19 protein-coding genes and 1 tRNA gene are annotated in these 16,945 nt (G+C 67.3%); 2 read left to right on the top strand and 18 right to left on the bottom strand.

What is annotated here, in order from left to right:
- Together QSK45_RS37735 and QSK45_RS37730 are read right to left on the bottom strand one after the other, a co-directional pair.
- A partial coding sequence (locus tag QSK45_RS37735; RefSeq protein WP_285563479.1) for a hypothetical protein occupies window positions 1–1,104 on the bottom strand: 1,104 nt, incomplete at its 3' end.
- Between the two features lie 492 nt (window positions 1,105–1,596).
- A complete protein-coding gene (locus QSK45_RS37730) occupies window positions 1,597–2,160 on the bottom strand; it encodes a response regulator (RefSeq protein WP_395484916.1) in 564 nt (187 codons plus the stop codon).
- Window positions 2,161–2,268: 108 nt separating this feature from the next.
- On the opposite strand from QSK45_RS37730, the gene QSK45_RS37725 reads away from it, so the two are divergent.
- Window positions 2,269–2,340: transfer RNA gene (locus QSK45_RS37725), tRNA-Arg, on the top strand.
- A gap of 1,598 nt (window positions 2,341–3,938) precedes the next feature.
- On the opposite strand, the gene QSK45_RS37720 is transcribed toward QSK45_RS37725, so the two are convergent.
- The 14 genes from QSK45_RS37720 to QSK45_RS37655 all read right to left on the bottom strand — a co-directional run bounded on the left by QSK45_RS37720 (window position 3,939) and on the right by QSK45_RS37655 (window position 12,866).
- Window positions 3,939–5,312 (bottom strand): tyrosine-type recombinase/integrase, encoded by a 1,374-nt coding sequence (locus tag QSK45_RS37720; RefSeq protein ID WP_285563477.1) that lies wholly within the window; start codon window positions 5,310–5,312, stop codon window positions 3,939–3,941.
- Window positions 5,309–5,503, bottom strand: a complete 195-nt coding sequence (locus QSK45_RS37715) for a helix-turn-helix transcriptional regulator (protein WP_285563476.1) — start codon at window positions 5,501–5,503, stop codon at window positions 5,309–5,311. The genes QSK45_RS37720 and QSK45_RS37715 overlap by 4 nt, the downstream gene beginning before the upstream one ends.
- Window positions 5,479–6,798, bottom strand: coding sequence for a replication initiator (locus QSK45_RS37710; protein WP_285563475.1), 1,320 nt, complete (start codon window positions 6,796–6,798; stop codon window positions 5,479–5,481). The genes QSK45_RS37715 and QSK45_RS37710 overlap by 25 nt, the downstream gene beginning before the upstream one ends.
- 131 nt (window positions 6,799–6,929) lie before the next feature.
- The gene (locus QSK45_RS37705; protein WP_285563474.1) at window positions 6,930–7,178 is read right to left on the bottom strand and encodes a SpdD protein; all 249 of its coding nucleotides are present in this window, start codon (window positions 7,176–7,178) and stop codon (window positions 6,930–6,932) included.
- Between the two features lie 14 nt (window positions 7,179–7,192).
- Window positions 7,193–7,387, bottom strand: coding sequence for a hypothetical protein (locus QSK45_RS37700; protein WP_285563473.1), 195 nt, complete (start codon window positions 7,385–7,387; stop codon window positions 7,193–7,195).
- A gap of 10 nt (window positions 7,388–7,397) precedes the next feature.
- Window positions 7,398–7,589: a mobile element transfer protein gene (locus tag QSK45_RS37695; RefSeq protein ID WP_285563472.1), complete on the bottom strand. Its 192-nt coding sequence runs from the start codon at window positions 7,587–7,589 to the stop codon at window positions 7,398–7,400.
- Window positions 7,589–7,789, bottom strand: a complete 201-nt coding sequence (locus tag QSK45_RS37690) for a hypothetical protein (protein WP_285563471.1) — start codon at window positions 7,787–7,789, stop codon at window positions 7,589–7,591. The genes QSK45_RS37695 and QSK45_RS37690 overlap by 1 nt, the downstream gene beginning before the upstream one ends.
- Before the next feature lie 18 nt (window positions 7,790–7,807).
- The gene (locus QSK45_RS37685; RefSeq protein ID WP_285563470.1) at window positions 7,808–8,440 is read right to left on the bottom strand and encodes a DUF2637 domain-containing protein; all 633 of its coding nucleotides are present in this window, start codon (window positions 8,438–8,440) and stop codon (window positions 7,808–7,810) included.
- Window positions 8,440–8,646: a hypothetical protein gene (locus tag QSK45_RS37680; RefSeq protein WP_285563469.1), complete on the bottom strand. Its 207-nt coding sequence runs from the start codon at window positions 8,644–8,646 to the stop codon at window positions 8,440–8,442. Before QSK45_RS37680 ends, QSK45_RS37685 begins: the two co-directional genes overlap by 1 nt.
- Window positions 8,647–8,728: 82 nt before the next feature.
- Window positions 8,729–10,108 carry an FtsK/SpoIIIE domain-containing protein gene (locus QSK45_RS37675; RefSeq protein ID WP_285563468.1) on the bottom strand — a complete coding sequence of 460 codons (1,380 nt, stop codon included), beginning with the start codon at window positions 10,106–10,108 and terminating at the stop codon, window positions 8,729–8,731.
- A gap of 5 nt (window positions 10,109–10,113) precedes the next feature.
- Window positions 10,114–10,464, bottom strand: coding sequence for an SCO3933 family regulatory protein (locus tag QSK45_RS37670; protein WP_285563467.1), 351 nt, complete (start codon window positions 10,462–10,464; stop codon window positions 10,114–10,116).
- 126 nt (window positions 10,465–10,590) lie between these two features.
- Window positions 10,591–11,319: a GntR family transcriptional regulator gene (locus QSK45_RS37665; protein WP_285563466.1), complete on the bottom strand. Its 729-nt coding sequence runs from the start codon at window positions 11,317–11,319 to the stop codon at window positions 10,591–10,593.
- Between the two features lie 92 nt (window positions 11,320–11,411).
- Window positions 11,412–11,849 (bottom strand): ATP-binding protein, encoded by a 438-nt coding sequence (locus tag QSK45_RS37660; RefSeq protein ID WP_285563465.1) that lies wholly within the window; start codon window positions 11,847–11,849, stop codon window positions 11,412–11,414.
- A gap of 276 nt (window positions 11,850–12,125) precedes the next feature.
- Window positions 12,126–12,866: a GntR family transcriptional regulator gene (locus QSK45_RS37655; RefSeq protein WP_285563464.1), complete on the bottom strand. Its 741-nt coding sequence runs from the start codon at window positions 12,864–12,866 to the stop codon at window positions 12,126–12,128.
- A gap of 81 nt (window positions 12,867–12,947) precedes the next feature.
- Between QSK45_RS37655 and QSK45_RS37650 the strand changes: the two genes are divergently transcribed.
- On the top strand, window positions 12,948–14,042 hold the full coding sequence (locus tag QSK45_RS37650; RefSeq protein WP_285563463.1) for a DUF1152 domain-containing protein: 1,095 nt from the start codon (window positions 12,948–12,950) through the stop codon (window positions 14,040–14,042).
- A 362-nt stretch (window positions 14,043–14,404) separates the two neighbouring features.
- Here the strand turns inward: QSK45_RS37650 and QSK45_RS37645 are convergent, their stop codons facing one another.
- Both QSK45_RS37645 and QSK45_RS37640 read right to left on the bottom strand, forming a co-directional pair.
- The gene (locus QSK45_RS37645; protein ID WP_285563462.1) at window positions 14,405–15,766 is read right to left on the bottom strand and encodes a hypothetical protein; all 1,362 of its coding nucleotides are present in this window, start codon (window positions 15,764–15,766) and stop codon (window positions 14,405–14,407) included.
- A gap of 35 nt (window positions 15,767–15,801) precedes the next feature.
- Window positions 15,802–16,881 carry a hypothetical protein gene (locus tag QSK45_RS37640; protein WP_285563461.1) on the bottom strand — a complete coding sequence of 360 codons (1,080 nt, stop codon included), beginning with the start codon at window positions 16,879–16,881 and terminating at the stop codon, window positions 15,802–15,804.
- Window positions 16,882–16,945 lie beyond the last annotated feature (64 nt).

Genomic DNA, 16,945 nt, shown 5'->3' with positions numbered 1-16,945 from the left:
GTGGGGAGCCGGGGGGCGTCGGGGGGTGTCGCCGGGGTGGGGTGCGGCGGTGGCGGGTGCGGCGGTGGGGAGTACGGCGGTGGCGGTGCGGGTGCGGGTCGGGGCGAGGGGGGCGGGGGCCTGGGCGCGGAGGGCGATCTCGTCGCCGGCCGGCGCAAGGAGGACGAACTCGCTGGCGGGCGCGAGGAGGGCGGTGTCGTCGCCGGCCGGGGCCAGGGCGGCGGGACCGGCACTGTCCGCCGGGAGGGGGCGGTTAGCGCCCGGGGCCGGGGTGAGGAGGGCGGTGTCGTCGCCGGCCGGGGCCAGGAGGCGGGGGTCGTCGCCGGCCGGGGCGAAGGGACCGGGACCGGGACCGGGATCGGCATTGGCCGGCGCGAAGAGGCCGGTGTCGGCGTCGAGGGGGCCCGGCTCGGCGGTGAAGCCCAGGCGGGCGGCGTTGCGGCTGAGGGACCGGACGCGCGCGTGGGCGTATCGCACCCGGAACAGCGGGTTGCTCTCCCGCTGGAGGAGATGGTCGGCGGTGATGCGGGGCCGGTCGTGCGGGGCCGGGTGGAGCAGGGCCCAGCGGGCGGCGTCAGGCCCGAGCGGCGCGGGGTCCTCGGGAGCGGGCACGGGCCGCAGACCGACCGGTTCACCATGCTCCACGGTGGCCCGCCCACCCTGAGTGGCGACGATCCGTACGACGGCGTCGGCGACGACCTCGGCCCGCACCTCGTACGGCACCCGCAACGCGACGACCTGTCCGGCGAGGGCGTCCCCGTGCCCGTACCGCTCACCACGCTCGCGGATCTCCCGGACGAGCGCCTGGAGCGGATCGACCCGCCGGTCGAGCAGGAAGTTGAGGAACCCGGGCCCGGTGACGACGACGTCCTCGACACCGTCCGCCGCGACGAGCCGGGGCCGCAGAATCCCGGCGACCTCGAGCGGCGGCTTCCCGGCCGCGCGGGCGAGCTGGAGCGCGACGTTGGTGGCGTACTCCCCGCACCCCCCGCCCCCGGGCTCCGTGACGACGACCCGCTCGGGAACCACCACGTCCAGCTCCCCCTCGTCCACAGCACGACGCACCGCGTGCAGGACGGTGCGGGACAGCTCGACGGGGGTCACGGGACAAGGGTAGGGGAGGAGGGGGGTGGGGAGGCGAGCAGGTTTCCCTGGTGAGACGGGCGAGTGGTTCGGCGGACGCTACGTCGCCGCCTCGCGGCCCCGCTGGAAGCCCTGACGACAGGCGCGGGACGCGGAGCACGTGGGCTTGCTCACTCGACGCGGACATGCCTCTTGGAGGTGCGGGACGTGGAGCACGGGGGCCTGCCGACCCGACGCGGACACACCCACTGGAGCCCGGCCCCCGGCGCGGGACTCCGAACACGGGAGCTTCCACCCGACGCAGACACATCTACCGGAGCCCGACCCTCAGGCGCGGGGACGCGGAACACGGGAGCTTGCCCACCCGGCGCGAACGCACCTTCGGAGCGGACCGACCGACGCGGGACGCGGAGCACCCAGACCGCTCACGCCAAGGGAAACCCGTGGACCCCGGAGCCCGGCCGACCGGCGGGCCGTGGGAAGCGGTGGGGCCGTGGGAAGCGGTGAGACCACTCAGCCGATGGAAACCCCACCGGCGACCCCGTCCGCCAGCCCGTCGTCATCGTCTCCCCCACGATCCCCATCTCCCCCGTGTCCCCCTCCTCCGTCTCCCCCTGCCCCGCCCTCTCCCGCTCCCTCTCCCCCACGCCCGGCTCGACCCTGGATCAACTGCTTGACGAGGCGCACGAGCTCGGCGGGTTCGAAGGGTTTGGAGAGGAAGGCGTCGACGCCGACGTCGAGGCCGGTCTCGACCTCGTACTGGGTGCAGGCGCTGATGATGGCGAGGGGCAGATGGTTCGTCCGGGGATCGGCACGGAGCCGGGCGGCGGTGCGCAGCCCGTCCAGCCGCGGCATGACGACGTCGAGCGTCACGAGATCGGGCCGCACTTGGTGCACCACGTCCAGACACTCGGCACCATCGGCCGCGGTCACGACCTCGAGCCCTTCCAGCTCGAGATTGACCCTGATCAGCTGCCGGATGACCTTGTTGTCGTCGACAACAAGCACCCGACCCGACGCGCCCGACACAACTCGAGAGTAGGTCCGCCCGAGCCACCGCGTCCGGGTTTTCCCCACTTCCACCCCCTACAGGGGACCCCTCCCCGGAAACGGGTTCCTGATCACCCCGCCGGACCTGCTAATGTTCTACCCGTCGCAGCGAGCACAACGCTCCACAACCGACACGCCCCCGTAGCTCAGGGGATAGAGCAACGGCCTCCGGAGCCGTGTGCGCAGGTTCGAATCCTGCCGGGGGCACCCTGTATGAGGTGCCGAAAGACCCCGTGACCAGCGGAAACGCTGAGTGCGGGGTCTTTGTGTTTGTGCAGGCGTGTGCCGCTCGGAGCGGGCGTATGTCGAGGTCTGTGGACGAGGCGTGGACGGGATCTTGAAGCATCGCCGCAGGTGACACCCTACGACTGCGACGACCTTGAACCTCGATCCATTGCGGGCCAAGCCTGATCGCCTCGCCACTCCTATCGCACCACCTTCTGCCCCGCCTCACGCTGATACCGGGGCGGAACGGTCGTGTGTCCGGACATGCCGCGCGGGCCCAGAGGTAGGCGGTCCCGCACGCACACCACCATCTGGAGCACTACCCGGGCGCCCGACGAGAGTGGCCAGACCGGCTACTTCACGCGGGCGGCCGGCGGCACTGGCTACCCTCGGCACCGCACGCGCATGACCTGCACGCAGGATGAGTACCAGGGCCGTGACGAGGGGGATCACGAATGGGCACATGGACGTGTGAGAAGTGCGGCAAACCGGCACCCCAGAACGAGGGGGAAACGACCGGTGCAGCCGTACGCAGGCACGCACGTTCGGCCGGGCATCCGCCAGCGGGCGTAAGCAGACAGATGCCCGGTGGAATAGTCCAGAGGTGGCGCACCCCCGAAGATCGGGAAAGGGAACGGGAGCGGGCCAAGGAGAAGGTAGAACGAGCCAGGGAGAAGGCAGAACGCGCGCGGGATCGGGAAGGGTGGCGGCTCGCGGACCAGGCCGACCTTGGGCGCAAGAGAGGGAGCCAGGCCGCCCCGGGATGGGTCGAGCATCGACGGAAGGTGAGCACGCGGCGCCAGCGGTGGGATGCGCTTCCGCTTTCGATGCGTGTGTGTGCCTGTCTGTCACTGTGGATGGGCGCGCTGATATTCGCCACATGGTTGGCCGGTCTCGACGACCCGCCTCAGCCTCCGTCAGGCGGGTACTGCTCGCGCTACCCCTACACCAAAGGATGCTGACCGACACCGTTGTTCCGTCGGTGTCAGCGCTGCCCGCGCCCATGTTGAACACGAGGCCCAGAGCGGGCGGCACGACTCGCTTACGGGCCCATTGGGTGCGGAACGGGCGGTCAGTACTCAGTCACACCACAATCTGCCGGACGGTCATGTTCCGGGTATACGTTCAGGCCCAAAACGCTACATGCGTGAGCGGACCACGATGAAGGGACCGAACGACTGATGGAAACCGAGACTGCCGCGCGTATCCGCCTCAATGCCCGACAGCAGCAACTTCTGGCCGAACTTGCAAAGGTAAAGCAGGAGTTGAATCAACTCGACACGCAGGTGGTCGCGTCGCAGTGGTGGGATAGGCCCAGTGGCCCGCATGGGCGAGGCACCATCTACCACTTGGGCCTAAATGAGCCCTGCAGCCCCACTAATAACCCGGACCAGATCACCCTTTACCGAGCCCTGCGTGCCAACCTGTCCCCGTGTCCGAGATGCAAGCCGGCGAGGGGGTAGTGCGGGTTCCTGTTATCAGCTTCGCCCGGATAGTCGTCGCAGCGCTCCCCAAGTGCTCATCGAGCCGCCACCCTGCTGGACAGGACGTCAGGGGTCTCGGGCAGGTACAGGTGACCGTCATTCGTACTCACGAAGCAAATCCTCGATGCGCCGGTTGGCGACGTCCTGCCGTCCGTCGAGGCACTTCGCGTAGCGGGTCAACAGGACCTCAACACTGTTGCCCGCGCGCTCGGCAACCTCGGTGGGATCCACTCCGGCATTGAGCCACGTCGACAGCGCCGAGTGCCGAAGGTCGTACGGCCTGCTCGCGAGCGGCGAGGCTGCGACGGCCGGCGGGAGCGCCAGGAGTCGAGCCTCCTGCCACACGCGGTAGTAGGTCGAGGACGGGACGACCGAGCCCTTCTCGCTGAAGAAGAGCCGCCCGTCTTCCGCCGTGCCGAACGTGGCCAGGTGCTCGCGCAGCACGGTGACGAGCTGGGGCGGGATGGGCACACGCCGAACGTCCTCAGTCGGTCGATTCTTGAGCCCGCGGTCGTCGTGGGTCTCCCCCGAGTCCGTCCACTGCTTGCCGACCGAAGGACGGGTCCGGTGGAGCAGCGCCGATCCCCAGCCCTGCTCAGGGAGGACGAGGTCAGTCTCGACCAGGCCGACCGCCTCAGCGGGCCGGAGGCCACCGAAGTACATCGCCGCGAACAGCCCGACGAGACGCCGACCGCGAGCACGCCGGTAGCCGCCGACGTAGGACACTGCCGCCAGGAGATTGCGGGCCTGTTCCGGGTTGGCGACAACACGCGGATCGACCTGGTTCGAGACCTTCGGCTTCTGCCAACGAACCGCCGTGATCGGATTCTCTCGCAGCTCCCCCAGGTCGATCGCGTAGTTCGCAGCGTTGACGAGGGTCCGCCGCTTCCGCCGCACGGTCTCGGCAGCTGCCGCGGTGCCGTCGAGCTTGAGCTTCAGCCCGTCGAGCACCGCGCGAGCCGTTGCCGGTTCAGCGAGGTCTGCGAGCGGCCGGGAAGCGTTCGCCACCCAGTGCAGAACGTTCCGGACGTTGTCCGGGACTTCCCGGTCGTCGGGCCCTGGCAGAACGAAGGCCCAATTGCGTAAGGCCTTGCGGATCTCCTCGTCGGACGGCCGCCCTGCGCGCTCCGCGAGCAGTTCCATGGTCACGCTGGTCAGAGATTCGTTGATGCCGTCTCGCGTATTGGGTGCAGCGTGCGGCCACTTCATTGCGAGATACCTGAGGGCGAAGTCGTACCAGGACAATGGCGACTTCTTCTCTTCCATCGAGGCCGGAAGACCAGTCTCCGTGTCGAACTCTTCGCCGCCCCGCATGGCACTCATGAGCTTCGCTCGGTAGTGATCAGCGAGCGCCTTGGTACGGAACGAGTCAGAGAAGACGTTGCCCGCCACGGACCAGCGGACGCCGTACGAGGGCGTCTTGGTGTCCCGCTTGCGTACGCCCCAGACCTTGACGTCGAGAGACTTCACGCCGCCTCCTCCAATTGCCGTAGCCACGAGGTGAAATCACTGCGCCAGACCCGAAGCTCACCGTTGGGGAGCTTGAATGCGGCCGGCCCCTGTCCCAGTTCGCGCCAGCGGTAGAACGTCCGTCGAGAAACGCCACCCAGCTCGTCCAGGACTTGGCGAACAGTCATCAGTTCGTCGCGGCGGGCGTCCATGTCGGCTCTCCTTCCGTTCCGGGAGCGGGTTCGAGGGATGCGGCAAGCCAGGCTTCGGCGCGGGCCAGACCGGTGCCGGCAAAGACCCAGTGCGCGAGGACGAGCGTGGTTTCGCCGTCCTGCGGGACGAGCGGAGTCGCTTGGGCGCGGCGCCAGTCGGCGCGCGCGTCGCGGAGGGCGCCGAGCGTGGTGGAGTAGCGGCGGGACTTGGTGGAAAAGTGGCCGCGGAAGCCGAGCATGTGGGCCCATGCCCGCAGGCGGAGGTCCGCCAGCTCGGGACGAGCGCCCAGGGTCCAGGCGGTGCGGATCATACGCCGGGCGTGTTCGGTGATCCGCGCTTGCGCCAGCTCAGCGAGGAAGCGCAGCGGCCGGTCAAGAGTGCCGGTCGCCGTCTCGGCGCCTTTGGTGGCGTACTTGGCGACGTACGACGCCACGGCCCGTTCGGTCAGGTCCTGGCCGCCGCCGAAGTCGGCCGAGCGGATCGGGCGGACGTCGAGTTGGCGGCCGAAGACGAAGGCGTGCGACCGGCCGTCGACCGCCGGGCCGTCGACCCGGGCGGCAGCGGCGGCAGCGCGGATGGCGTCGGTCAGCAGCTCGGCCGTCGCCCAGGCCGGGGGTGCCGTCGCTCCGCCCTCCGGACCGTCGAGGCGGATGACCGCGTGGAAATGGACGGCGCCACGCTTCTGGTACTCGGCCACCTTCGCGAAGGAGACGCGCGCATGGTCGCGGAAGGCCCGTTGGGTCAGGCCGGCACGCTTGGCGACCTCCCGGCGAAGGTAGATCGAGAAGCGCTGCCAGAGGGCACCGGCGTGCGCGTTCCAGAGCACAGCCGCCTCGTAGTCGTAGGTGTCCGGGTCGAGGGGCGTGCCCAGCGCAGGGTCCTGGTCGTCATGGCGGATGCCGCAGCGGCAGCGGCGACCGCTGGAGGGCCGGTTGTGGACCGGGCCGAAGCTGGGGGCGGTGAAGGTGGCGAAGATGCGCGGGTGTGTGGCGACCCGTTCCGGGGTGCCCTTGCCGCCGCGCAGGCCGGCGGTGATCAGGTGGTAGGTGTCGCGTCGGTAGGTCTCGGCGCAGGCCGCGCACCGGGTTGCCCGGCGGTTGTTGCAGCGGACGAGGAGCTGGCCGGCCGGGAGGGCGGCGGAGTCCAGGTGGTGCAGGGTGCGGCCGATTTCGCCGGTCGTGGTGTCGATCTCGTATTCGGTGCGGTGGCCGTCGAGTCGTACGGGGCGGGTGCAGCCGCCCAGGCCGGACAGTTGGCGGGCCAGCTCGGGCAGGTTGCCCAGCGAGGCCAGCATGGAGAGTTCCGCCAGCGGGGGCGGAGTCTGCCGGGTGATGATGGGAGTTCCTTTCGGCTGTATCAGTGGTCGGGAGGGGCGGCCCCGGGGTGGCGGGATGCTTGGCGGCTTGTTGCCGCCCCGGCGGCCGGTCAGCGCTTGTGCGCGCCGTTGACGAGGGAGCGCAGCACCACGGCGGCGATGGCCACGGACACGGCCGAGACGGCCACCGCCGCCAGGAGCGCGGTGAGCACGACGCCGACAACGGCCACCGCGGCGACTGCGCCCACCCAGGGGGCGGGGGTGCGGCCGGCCGAGGGCGCCGGGGCGTGGGTGTGCTGGGGGCTGACGGTGTTCGACGTGGGCAGGGTCGGGACGTCGGGCAGCTTGGGGCGGAGCACGGCGTATCTCCTTGTCAGTGGTGGGTGCCGTTAACGACGTCGACACCGGAGCGGGTGCCGGAGTCGATGGCCGGGGCGAGAAAGGTCTTCGAGAGCAGGAAGCCGAACAGCGCGATCACGACGACGATCCAGACGCGGACGCCGAGGAACTTGATCGCGCCCCAGGCGATGAGGCCCAGGACCAGGACGAGCGGCAGCGAGACGGTCACGGAAGCTCCCTCAGCGGACGCCACAGCGGTGGGTACGGGCGGCGAGTTCAGCGGCGCTGCGGCTGTCGTAGTCGGAGGAGAAGCCACAGCGCGGGGCGGTGCAGGCCGCGGTGTGCTTCTCGCGGCCCCGGCCGTCGTAGTACGTGGCGACCTGCACGGGGCCGATGCGGACGACGCGGCGAAAGCGCGGGTTCGCGGGCATCAGGGCAGCTCCTTGACGTCCTGGTGGTTCTCGCCGGTGAAGTCGGTGACGTGGTCGAGCAGCCACCGCCGGATCTCCTCGCCCTCGTACTCGTCGGCGGTGAGGATCACGGGTTCGGCGATGAGCATTGCTTCGGTGAGGCGGTTCTGACGGGTCAGCTCGGCGGCGCGGTTGAGCGTGCGGAGCGTGGACGGACGCACGGTGGGATGTCCTCCGGGTCAGGTGAGGTGGTGGGTGGTGATGGCTTCGGCGAGCGGGAGCGGTACGCCGAGGCGGGCCCGCAGGGTCGAGGTGTCGATGGCTGTCCCGGTCCGGGCCCGGTGTTCGTCGGCCACCTTGCGAGCGAGAGCGACGAGTGCAGGGGGAACGGGCGCGGGAGCAGGGGCGGAGACGGAGGCCGGGGGCAACTTGGGAGCCGAGTCCGAAGCCCTGGGGTCGCCGTTGTCCACCGGGACCGGTTCCGGTGACGGCTCAGGTGCCTGTGTGCGTGAGCCGTGAGCGAGCAGGGTTCCGCCGAGGAAGGCGACCGCGGGCCATCCGGCGACGAGGATGCGCAGCCAGGGCGGTACGTCGTCCAGGTCGAGGAGGCCGGCGGTCGCGACGTTCGCGCCGAGGGAGGCAGTCAGGGCGATGACGAACCAGCACCAAGCGGCCGACTTCGATCCGCCGTTGCGGAGTCGGTGCCAGGCGGCGACGAGGAGCAGGTCGACGGAGACGGGGTAGGCCCACGCCTTCCACCCGGACTGTCCCGCAGCGGCGGCGAGGTCGTGCAGGTGGGCGAAGGACAGGGCCCCGGCGATGACGGCTTGGACCAGGACCGCGTCCACGCGGAGAGCGGCGGGCCGAGCCATCAGGACGACTCGCTGGGGTAGTTCGGGCCGCCGTCGGGGTCATAGCCGAGCGGCAAGACGCCGGGCGGCGGCTCCGGAAGGGACACGGCCAGGGACGGAGCCACGGCTTCGACGAACTCCTCGTCGGCATCCGACGCTTCGGCGTAGAGGGCGAGTTGGCCCAGTAAGAAGACGGTCCGGGTGAAGTCCTCGCAGTCGGGGCACATGGCGGTGCTTCCTTCCGTTGGGCATGACGGGGTAAGGACTTGGCGCGTGACGGCCGCGCCGGCCATGGAGGTGGAAGTGTGGTTACTCGGTGACCGGATGAGGGCAACTCGGCGATTCGGCGGACTTCCCCAGTTGCACGGGCGGTGAGGAGGGCCGGAAGGGCGAGAGGGCCGGTACGTCGGGGGCGCAGTGTGCTGCAGCGCGGCAGGTGGCCGCAGCGTCGGCGAGGGAAAGGTTCGGGGTGCGGATACGGGACCAGCCGCCTGAGGTGTCGCCGACGACGGCCAGGCCGGGCCGCTCGGAGGCGATCGAGCACACGGCCCAGACGGCTTCCGGCGCGATGTCCCCGAGCGCCATCTTGGCCGACGCCTCATCATTGACCCGGTGGCAGACGCGGCCGGTGAGCTGTGCGCGGAGCATGGTCGCGCCCTTGCCCAGCTCGGCGCCGAAGCGCTGTCCGCAGACCTCCAGGTAGATACCGGCCGCGCGGCCGAGTTGGGCGAGACGGATGAGATGGGTCACCATCTCGTCGCGCCGTTCCTCTTCCTTCCGCGTGGCGACGAGGAAGAGTTCTGCCACCTCGTCGACGAACAGCACGATGGGCGCCGGACGGTCAGTGTCTGGCAGTCCCCAGATGTCGGAGGTGATCAGTTCGTCCGGGGTGCCCGGGGCGATGCCCTGCCGGGCCTTGATCAGGTCGTATCGGTCCTCCATTTCCTTCACGAGCACCGGCAGCAGCTCGGCCGCCTGGTCAGGGTCGGTCGCCAGCGCCGACAGTCGGGCGGCGAACGGCGCCAGTTCGACACCGCGCTTGCAGTCGATGCCGACCAGGACGACCGGCTGAGTGGCCAGTCCGGCGAGCAGGTTCCGCAGGTACATGGACTTGCCCGAGAGCGTGGCGCCGAGGACCAGTTCATGCGGTACGGCGCGGTAGTCACGGACGTACGGAGTCGCGTCCTCCCGCAGGGCCACCGGCACTTGGAGCAGTCCTGGGCCTGTACGGCCGCGGGGCATCCGTACCTTCCGGAGGACGTCAAAGCCGACGAGCCTCAGTTCGACGACTCCGGGCTTGATGTCCCGGACGTGCACGGCGTGGACGCCCCAGGCGTGCCGAAGCCGTTCGGCCGAGGCCGCCACGTCCGCCGGCTCCTGTCCGGGAGCCAGGCGCAGTCGCATGCGCAGGCCGGTCGATGTGGGCCGGATGAGCCCCCGGCGGGGCGGGACCGGCCGGATCTCCCGCCGGGTGGTGGCCCGGACGGCCAGGGCCCGCCACCGCGGCGGCTCGACGGTCAGGCCGCAGGCATTCATGGTCGAGGAGTACGAGGCCAGCAGGCGGGCCACCGACAGCGGCAGCCCGACCGTGGACCAGTACGCCGCAGGGTGAGCGTGCCGGACGTAGGCCGCACCGCCTATCGCGGCGAGCGACCCACCCAGCTCGGCCACCGTCACCACGTCCGTCACGACGATCAGCCCGCCTGAGCCATCGGGAAGGCACCGGGGGCAACGGCAGTGGCCCGGTAGGCGATGCCGTGCCGCTGCTGCCCGTTGAACACGCTTTCCCAGGGCCGGGCCACCAACCCCGGCAGGGCGACCGGAGCGCCGACGGTCAGCCCCTCCGACACCCCGCTTGCGGGGATGGTGACCTGGATCAGCGACGACTCGCCCTCGTCGATGTAGACGACGCCGACGGTCATCAGGGCCTCACCACTCACGGCGTCCTTGGCGATTTCACCGGTCTGCCGGTCACGCACCTTCGGTGCCGGCGCTTCGGTCAGCAGGATCGTTGCGGTCGAGGCGTCAACGCGGATCACACGCACAGAGGTGTCTCCTTCTGAGTCGGTCAACTGCCACCTGACAAGTTGACTTAGCAAGTTCGAAGTTAGGGATGCCAAGTTGACTTGTCAAGCTGATTGTGAGGGCGAATTGAGGGGCCGTCAGGCAGCTCAGTTCAAGCGGTAGGTGTTTTCCAGTTCCTGCCCATCGGCAGGCAGGAGCACGTCAGAGACCTGCAGTGCCTGGCCGGAGGCATCGCAGGCGATGACAAGGACGCTCAGGACGGGGACGCCGTCCGGGAGTCCCAGCAACTCAGCTTCGGCAGCGTCGGGCAGCCGGGCGGACACCCGCTCCGTGACATGGTCGAAGCGAACCTTCTTACGCGTCTCCAGGTGCTCCCGCACGCCGGACGCCAACGTGTCACCGCCGGCCAGATCGGTCCCGTCGACCAGGCCGGCGGGGAAATACGACGAGACCAGCTCGACCGCTTCGCCGCCCTCTTCGACCAGGAGCCGACGACGGAGCACCTTGGCACTCTTGGGCAGCCCAAGAGCCGAGGCCACACGCGGCGGGACTGCCACTTCACCGACGTCGACCAGGCGCCCATGGGTCTGCGACTCGTCGCGCGTCAGGGCGTCGAGACCGCGCCGATCCTTACTCTCGACGACCGCGGGACGTCCGCGCACGATCGTCCCGTAGCCCTGCCGGGACTCCAGCCAGCCGTCCCGCTTCAGCAGCTCCAGCGCTCGCACGACCGTGGGACGAGACATCCCGAACGCCTGCACCAATTGATTCTCACTGGGAACCCGTGTGCCAGGCGCGTACGTGCCGTCCTCGATACGACGTTGGATCGTCTGCGCGAGGCGCACGTACTTGGGTGCCTCCACTTCATACGCCATGAACGCCGCCGCCTGTCGAGATTGGCCAAGTCAACCAGTCAACCAGACTAGCGACTATGTCCGTGCGGCAGTAGAAGTGGGGCAGGTCTGGCTCATGAAGGCCAGGCATCGGCCATCACGAAGGAGACGACCGTTCCTCCGAAGCGGCTCGGTCCGGAGTGCCAGGACTCGGCGATGGAGTCGACCAGGAGCAGGCCGCGCCCGTGCGCGTCGTCCGCGTCCGGCCGGCGGAGACGCACATTCGCCGGGAATCCGGGGTTGTGCACCTCCACCCGCAGCGAGGCCCCCTGCCGGAACCACTCCACACGTACGAGCCACTCCTCGTCCGACCGTCCGTAGCGGATCGCGTTGGTCACCAGCTCCGAGATCATCAGCGTGCAGTCGTCCACCGAGCAGAGCGGGTTGTACGGGGCGATGAACTTGCGGAACCAGCGCCGAGCCCTGGGTACGGACTCCGGAGTCGACTGCAAGGACATCGCCCCCAGCCGCGGCGAGTCCTCACAGGGATAGCGGTCGAGCATGTAGGTCATCCGCGCTCACTCCTTGCCGCTGCCATCGCAGTCGAGGCAGCGCCGCTTCGATGTGGCACGAGTCCGGTCATCGGCCGTGGCCACAGCCACCGCCGTGCGCGAACCGACGCGTTTCCAGCCGCGCCCCCGGCATCCCCGGCAAGCTAAGCGCGTGCCCTGATCCGGCCGCTGACTCGTCACGCCGTGCCCCCTTTCCGTAAGTGGCCTTAGCCACTTACTGGATGGTGGCATTAGCCACTTTGGCCGCGCAAGCCGTTCGTGCGAAGTGACCTGCAATCAGGTGAGGGGGTAACCCTGCTCGAACGCCCAGCGGCGCGGCGGGTAGGTGGCCTCGGCGAACTCCAGCGGCCGGTCCTGGAGGTCATAGACCACATGGTGGACGACCAACACAGCCGAACCAGCGTCCAGTTGCAGGTCCGAAGCCTCCTCGTCGGTGGCAGTCCGAGCGCACATACGGTCCTCGGCGTAACTGCCCTTGCGCCCTGTCATCGTCTCGACGTACATCAGCGTTCCCTCCTGAATGCGCTCAGGCTCCATGAGCTTGGGCGCACGCTGACCGACGTCAGGCGCGAACCACGAGGTGGACAGCGTGATGGGACCGTCCTGGTTGTTGGTCACCCGCCGGCGGTGCACTGCCCGACGGTCCCTCGTCAGCCCCAGGGCCTCGGCGACGTGATCGGGCGCGTCCATCCAGCCGGCGGACGTGATGACCGCGTACTCGCCGGGTGTGTAGATCTTCCCGGTCTGACGCGCACGGCCGTACAACTCCCGCGCCCGCCGGTTCACTTCGAGACTACGCACGTAGGTACCCGAACCCTGGCGCTTCTCGACGAGCCCCTGATGACTCAACGCCTCCAGCGACCGGGCCGCCGTGGGCCGGGACACCTTCCAGTCGGCCGCCAGCTGCCGTTCCGAGGGAACCTCGTCCCCTGCCCGTAGGTCGCCTCGAAGGATCTGATCGCGGATGTAGTGGGCGATCTGGAGACACTTCGGTTGAGCCTCCTCGATCTGCGGCATGTGCCCTCCTCGTCCAAGTGGCTATGGCCTCTGGCCACTATAGGGTGAGTGGCTAGGCCCTCAGCCCGTAATGTTGAGCACATGACGCGGTTGATCGTCGCAGCAGGAGGAGGTGGCGACGCAGTCGCCGCCGCAATGCTTCACGCCGCCCTGTACGGCGACGACGACCAGGCGGTGATCCTCACCTACGCCTGGGACCGTCTCCTGATCGACCCGATCCCGGGCCCGCGAGGAGCGGACAACTTCACGGGGCTCGAGCCGGTCACTCGCTCCGTCTGGTCGGTGCCGGCCACGGCCGAGCCGATCGCACCGGCAGGCTCCACACTCCCCCGACTCGCGGCAGAGCTCTCGCACACCTTTGTCCTGCTCGACCCCCACCACGGCGCCGAGGGCGTCACACGCCAGCTCGAAGAGCTGGTCGACCACCTGGCCCCCGCGTCAATCGATCTGCTGGACGTAGGCGGCGACATCCTCGCCCACGGCGACGAGCCCACGCTCAAGAGCCCGCTCGCCGACGCCCTCACCCTCGCCGCGTGCTGTCAGGTCAACGCCCCCATCCGCCTGCTGGTGGCAGGCCCGGGACTGGACGGTGAAGTCTCACCCGATGACCTGCGCCCCCTTTTCGGCCCCCTCGTGCTCAGCTTCACGGCGCGGGACGTAGAGTCGGTCGGCAGCATCCTGGAGTGGCACCCCTCAGAGGCCACAGCGATGCTCGCGGCGACGGCCCGAGGAGCCCGCGGCATCTGCGAAATCCGGGACGCCGGCTTCGCCGTACCCCTCACCGACGAGGGGCCTACGGTCCACGAAGTCGACTTGGACGAAGCCGTGAGCCGCAACAACCTGGCCCGCGCCATCATGACGACGGCCGCCCTGGACGAGGCCGAGGCGTGCAGTCGCGAGATCTGCGGCTTCTCAGAAATCGACTATGAACGCAACAAGGCGGCATGGCTCACCGAGCAGCCACCGACGAAGCTCGACCCCGACGACGTACTGTCCCGGCTCGACCAGTTCCAGCGTGAGGCCCGAGCCCGCGGAGTCACCCACACCACCTTCCGCCACATCACCGAGGCCCTGAACCTCAGCGGCTCTCACCGCGGTGAGCTGCGCCAACTCCTCATCAGCAGCTGCCCAGAACAGTACGCGGCGCCCTTGTGGCGCATCCCTGCCGACGACTGAGTTACAACCTTCTTTACGGGTTCAAGGCGGCTCGCTCCGCTCGCCGCGCGCGGCCCGGCCCCCGGCCGGGCCTGCGCTCCTGCCTCCGTCCCGCTCCAGCCCGGCCGGCGCCCGTGCCGCGCTCAGAGCATGCAGCCACCTGATGCCAGAGAAGGGGTACGTCGTGGCTGGGGCGGTCGGCTCCACGGCTTTACGGAGCCACTTTGGCGCGAGCCTCGAAGATCATGGCCCCAACGTCGTGCTTTACCGGGCAGGTCCACAGACTGCCCGACGCGCCGGAAGCTTACGGGGCCATGATCACTCGCGCCAAAGCAGCGCCACCCCAAAGCCGTTCCGCCGACCGCGTTGTGCCGCGCACCCGTTTACCGAGGTGACTTTCGAAGCGCACGGATAAAAACGTCTACTGACCTACAGCGCCAATCATCTGCCATCAGCATTTCCATGGCCGATTTCAAGGCATACTCGCGTCCCATTTCCGCGCAATCATTGCCGTCGAGGTAGCGCTCATTGAAATTCCGTAGGTGCGGCACTTCGATTCGCTCACCTTCCAGACGCCCCAGCCACTCACCCATGACATGTCCGTCATGCACGTCCACATAGTCCGGCGGGGAGTCTAGAATCTCGACAGGGATTCCACCGCCACCATTTATCAGCGCACGCGAAGACTCGAAGACAGTCTCAAAAACGGAATCAGCGCCATTTTCTGCGGGAAAAAGGGACGGACCACTAGCAGAAATATGCAGAAGCCAGACAGCACCGGGAAGCGTGGCCGGTTCGCACATTTGCTGACGGTACTCCTGCATGACAATCGAATGCAGATCTTTTGTCAGCCAGCGATAAGACTCCGGATGCTCTCGAAGCAGCATGCCAGCCATGCCGTAGACGTAGGGAGCCACGCCTAGCACGAAGGAGTCGTAGTCTCGGCTCAGTCCAAAATAGGGTCCGATGGTGCGCATCCCGTAACCGGACCTCTCCTGCCACTCCTCCAGCTTCCCAGGCCCGTGACGGTCAGGGAGTCGCCCACAGGATATGAGCATCGAGATCTCCAACAGACCAGGAATATAATCCCCGATGAAGCCCCCGTATCGGCCGGCCACATCGCGCCCAGCAATGTGAATACACTCTAGGGAATCCATATAGAGGGGTGCCAGTGAAGGATTCCGCAAGCCAATGCGCGCGAGTCCGCCCAGGTAGTTCGCAGAATACTTGAGACTCTGCAGCTTGGAAAGTACAGAAAGCTTGTCAACTGCTTCCCATGCACCCCCATTGAGCGTTGCGCTAACGCTCTCCAAGTCGATGCTCTTCGTCACGCGTCGATGCTGCGAAAGGACGTCGACTACAAGACGCTGAATTTCCCCCTCTAACTCTAGCGTGTAGACACGGTAGTTGTGTGAGCCCCACTGGCGACGCAGGTTGGCAATCCGTTCATTAGTTGCACTTCCTTTAAGTACGACATGAAACAGGAACAGCGGTTTAACGAAGTCATCGACGTCTCGGGACAGGACTTTCATGGCATTGTTTGCCATGCCGGAGCTGGCTTTGCTCTCTACCTCAAATATCATCAGAGGCATCCACCTGTCGCCTGCGGCGTACCACGCCAAATCGACTGCTGCACCTTTTCCGCCTACGCGACGTTCTCGCTCCACCTCATAGCCGAGACACTCACCGAGCTTGGCAAGGGCATCTATGACTTGCAGCCCCGGGTGCAGGACGTGCTCAGGCATAGGTCACTTCCAGTTAGACCAGTCGAGATGTGATGTCAAAATGAAAGTTTTTCAAGATCTTCGACAATAGCTTGGAGCAACGCAGCCTGCACAAACTGGAACCTCTCAGGAGCGAGCGCGTGGGGTGACGTATCCCCCGATGCATACTTAGCGAATGCAGCGCCGATCTTGACTCTCTTCTTTGCTACATCGCCAGCTTTACCGTGATCTACATCATGCTGGAGACCTGTCCGAAGGAGGTTAACGTCCTCAAACGACGAGGGGATCTGCTCTAGGCGTTGCCCAGGTCCTTCCCGCAGCGTGAAGTACAGGTCACCGATCATCTTCGAGTAGCCTTCGAAGTTCTCTACTGGCTCACGAATTCCTGAAAGAGCCGCCACCGTCCTATTGGTCAGCTTAATGAAGTCCTTCCCTGTCTTCGCTGAATGCTCCTCGTTTCTGAGCGATACCAGAGATGCGACACGCTGCCCGAGTCGATCGATCTCTTCCCGAACCCCTGAAACACCTTCTTGGGTGCCAAAGATATCAATCCATGACGGGTCGGATAGAAGCAGCTTACGCATCAGGATTTCGTGACGGATCCGCGGCCCGGCTTTCACATTCGCAGACAACGTGCGCTGATAATCCAGGTAAGAGCCATCCGTTGCACGAGTCCCTAGCTCGTTTTGATGAGCTAGCTCCGCACCGAATTTTTCGACGAATCCTCTGAAACGCTCCTCCGTGCCATTAGCGCGTCCCGTATCGACAATATTCGCGGCGAGCGTGATCAGGGACTGAATGGTGCTCCGATTCCGTAGGAAGGTGCTTTTGCCCGCAAACACGCGGTCCAAGTAGTCAAGTGTTCCAGACAGGCGGCCTGCGATCGGTGAATTTTCAGAAAACGCAACGTGAGACTCGGCGAATTCCTTCAAGTCCTCATAGCGCAGGCGCATTTCGAAGCCCTCGGATTCGAGCGCCAGCACCTTGACTGCAATATCGAAGTATGCCTTACGGGAATTACTAGCAGCCACTTTCTCCTGGAAGAAGTTGTGAGCGGCAAGCTGTCGGGCGAACCTAAGCGATGTCCCGTAATTGACCTTGGATCTGCTTGCTGACCTGTGGCGTTCGTCGCTCAACCTGCGAGGGTGAGGTTGTGGAGGCGGGAGATGCCGAGCATGGCGTGGTGAACGCCGTCGCCCT

It is taken from the genome of Streptomyces hygroscopicus subsp. hygroscopicus, assembly GCF_030269125.1.
GTDB lineage: Bacteria > Actinomycetota > Actinomycetes > Streptomycetales > Streptomycetaceae > Streptomyces > Streptomyces hygroscopicus_C.
The sequence above is the reverse complement of the archived record's forward strand: the minus strand, read 5'-3'. Positions and strand labels throughout refer to the sequence as shown.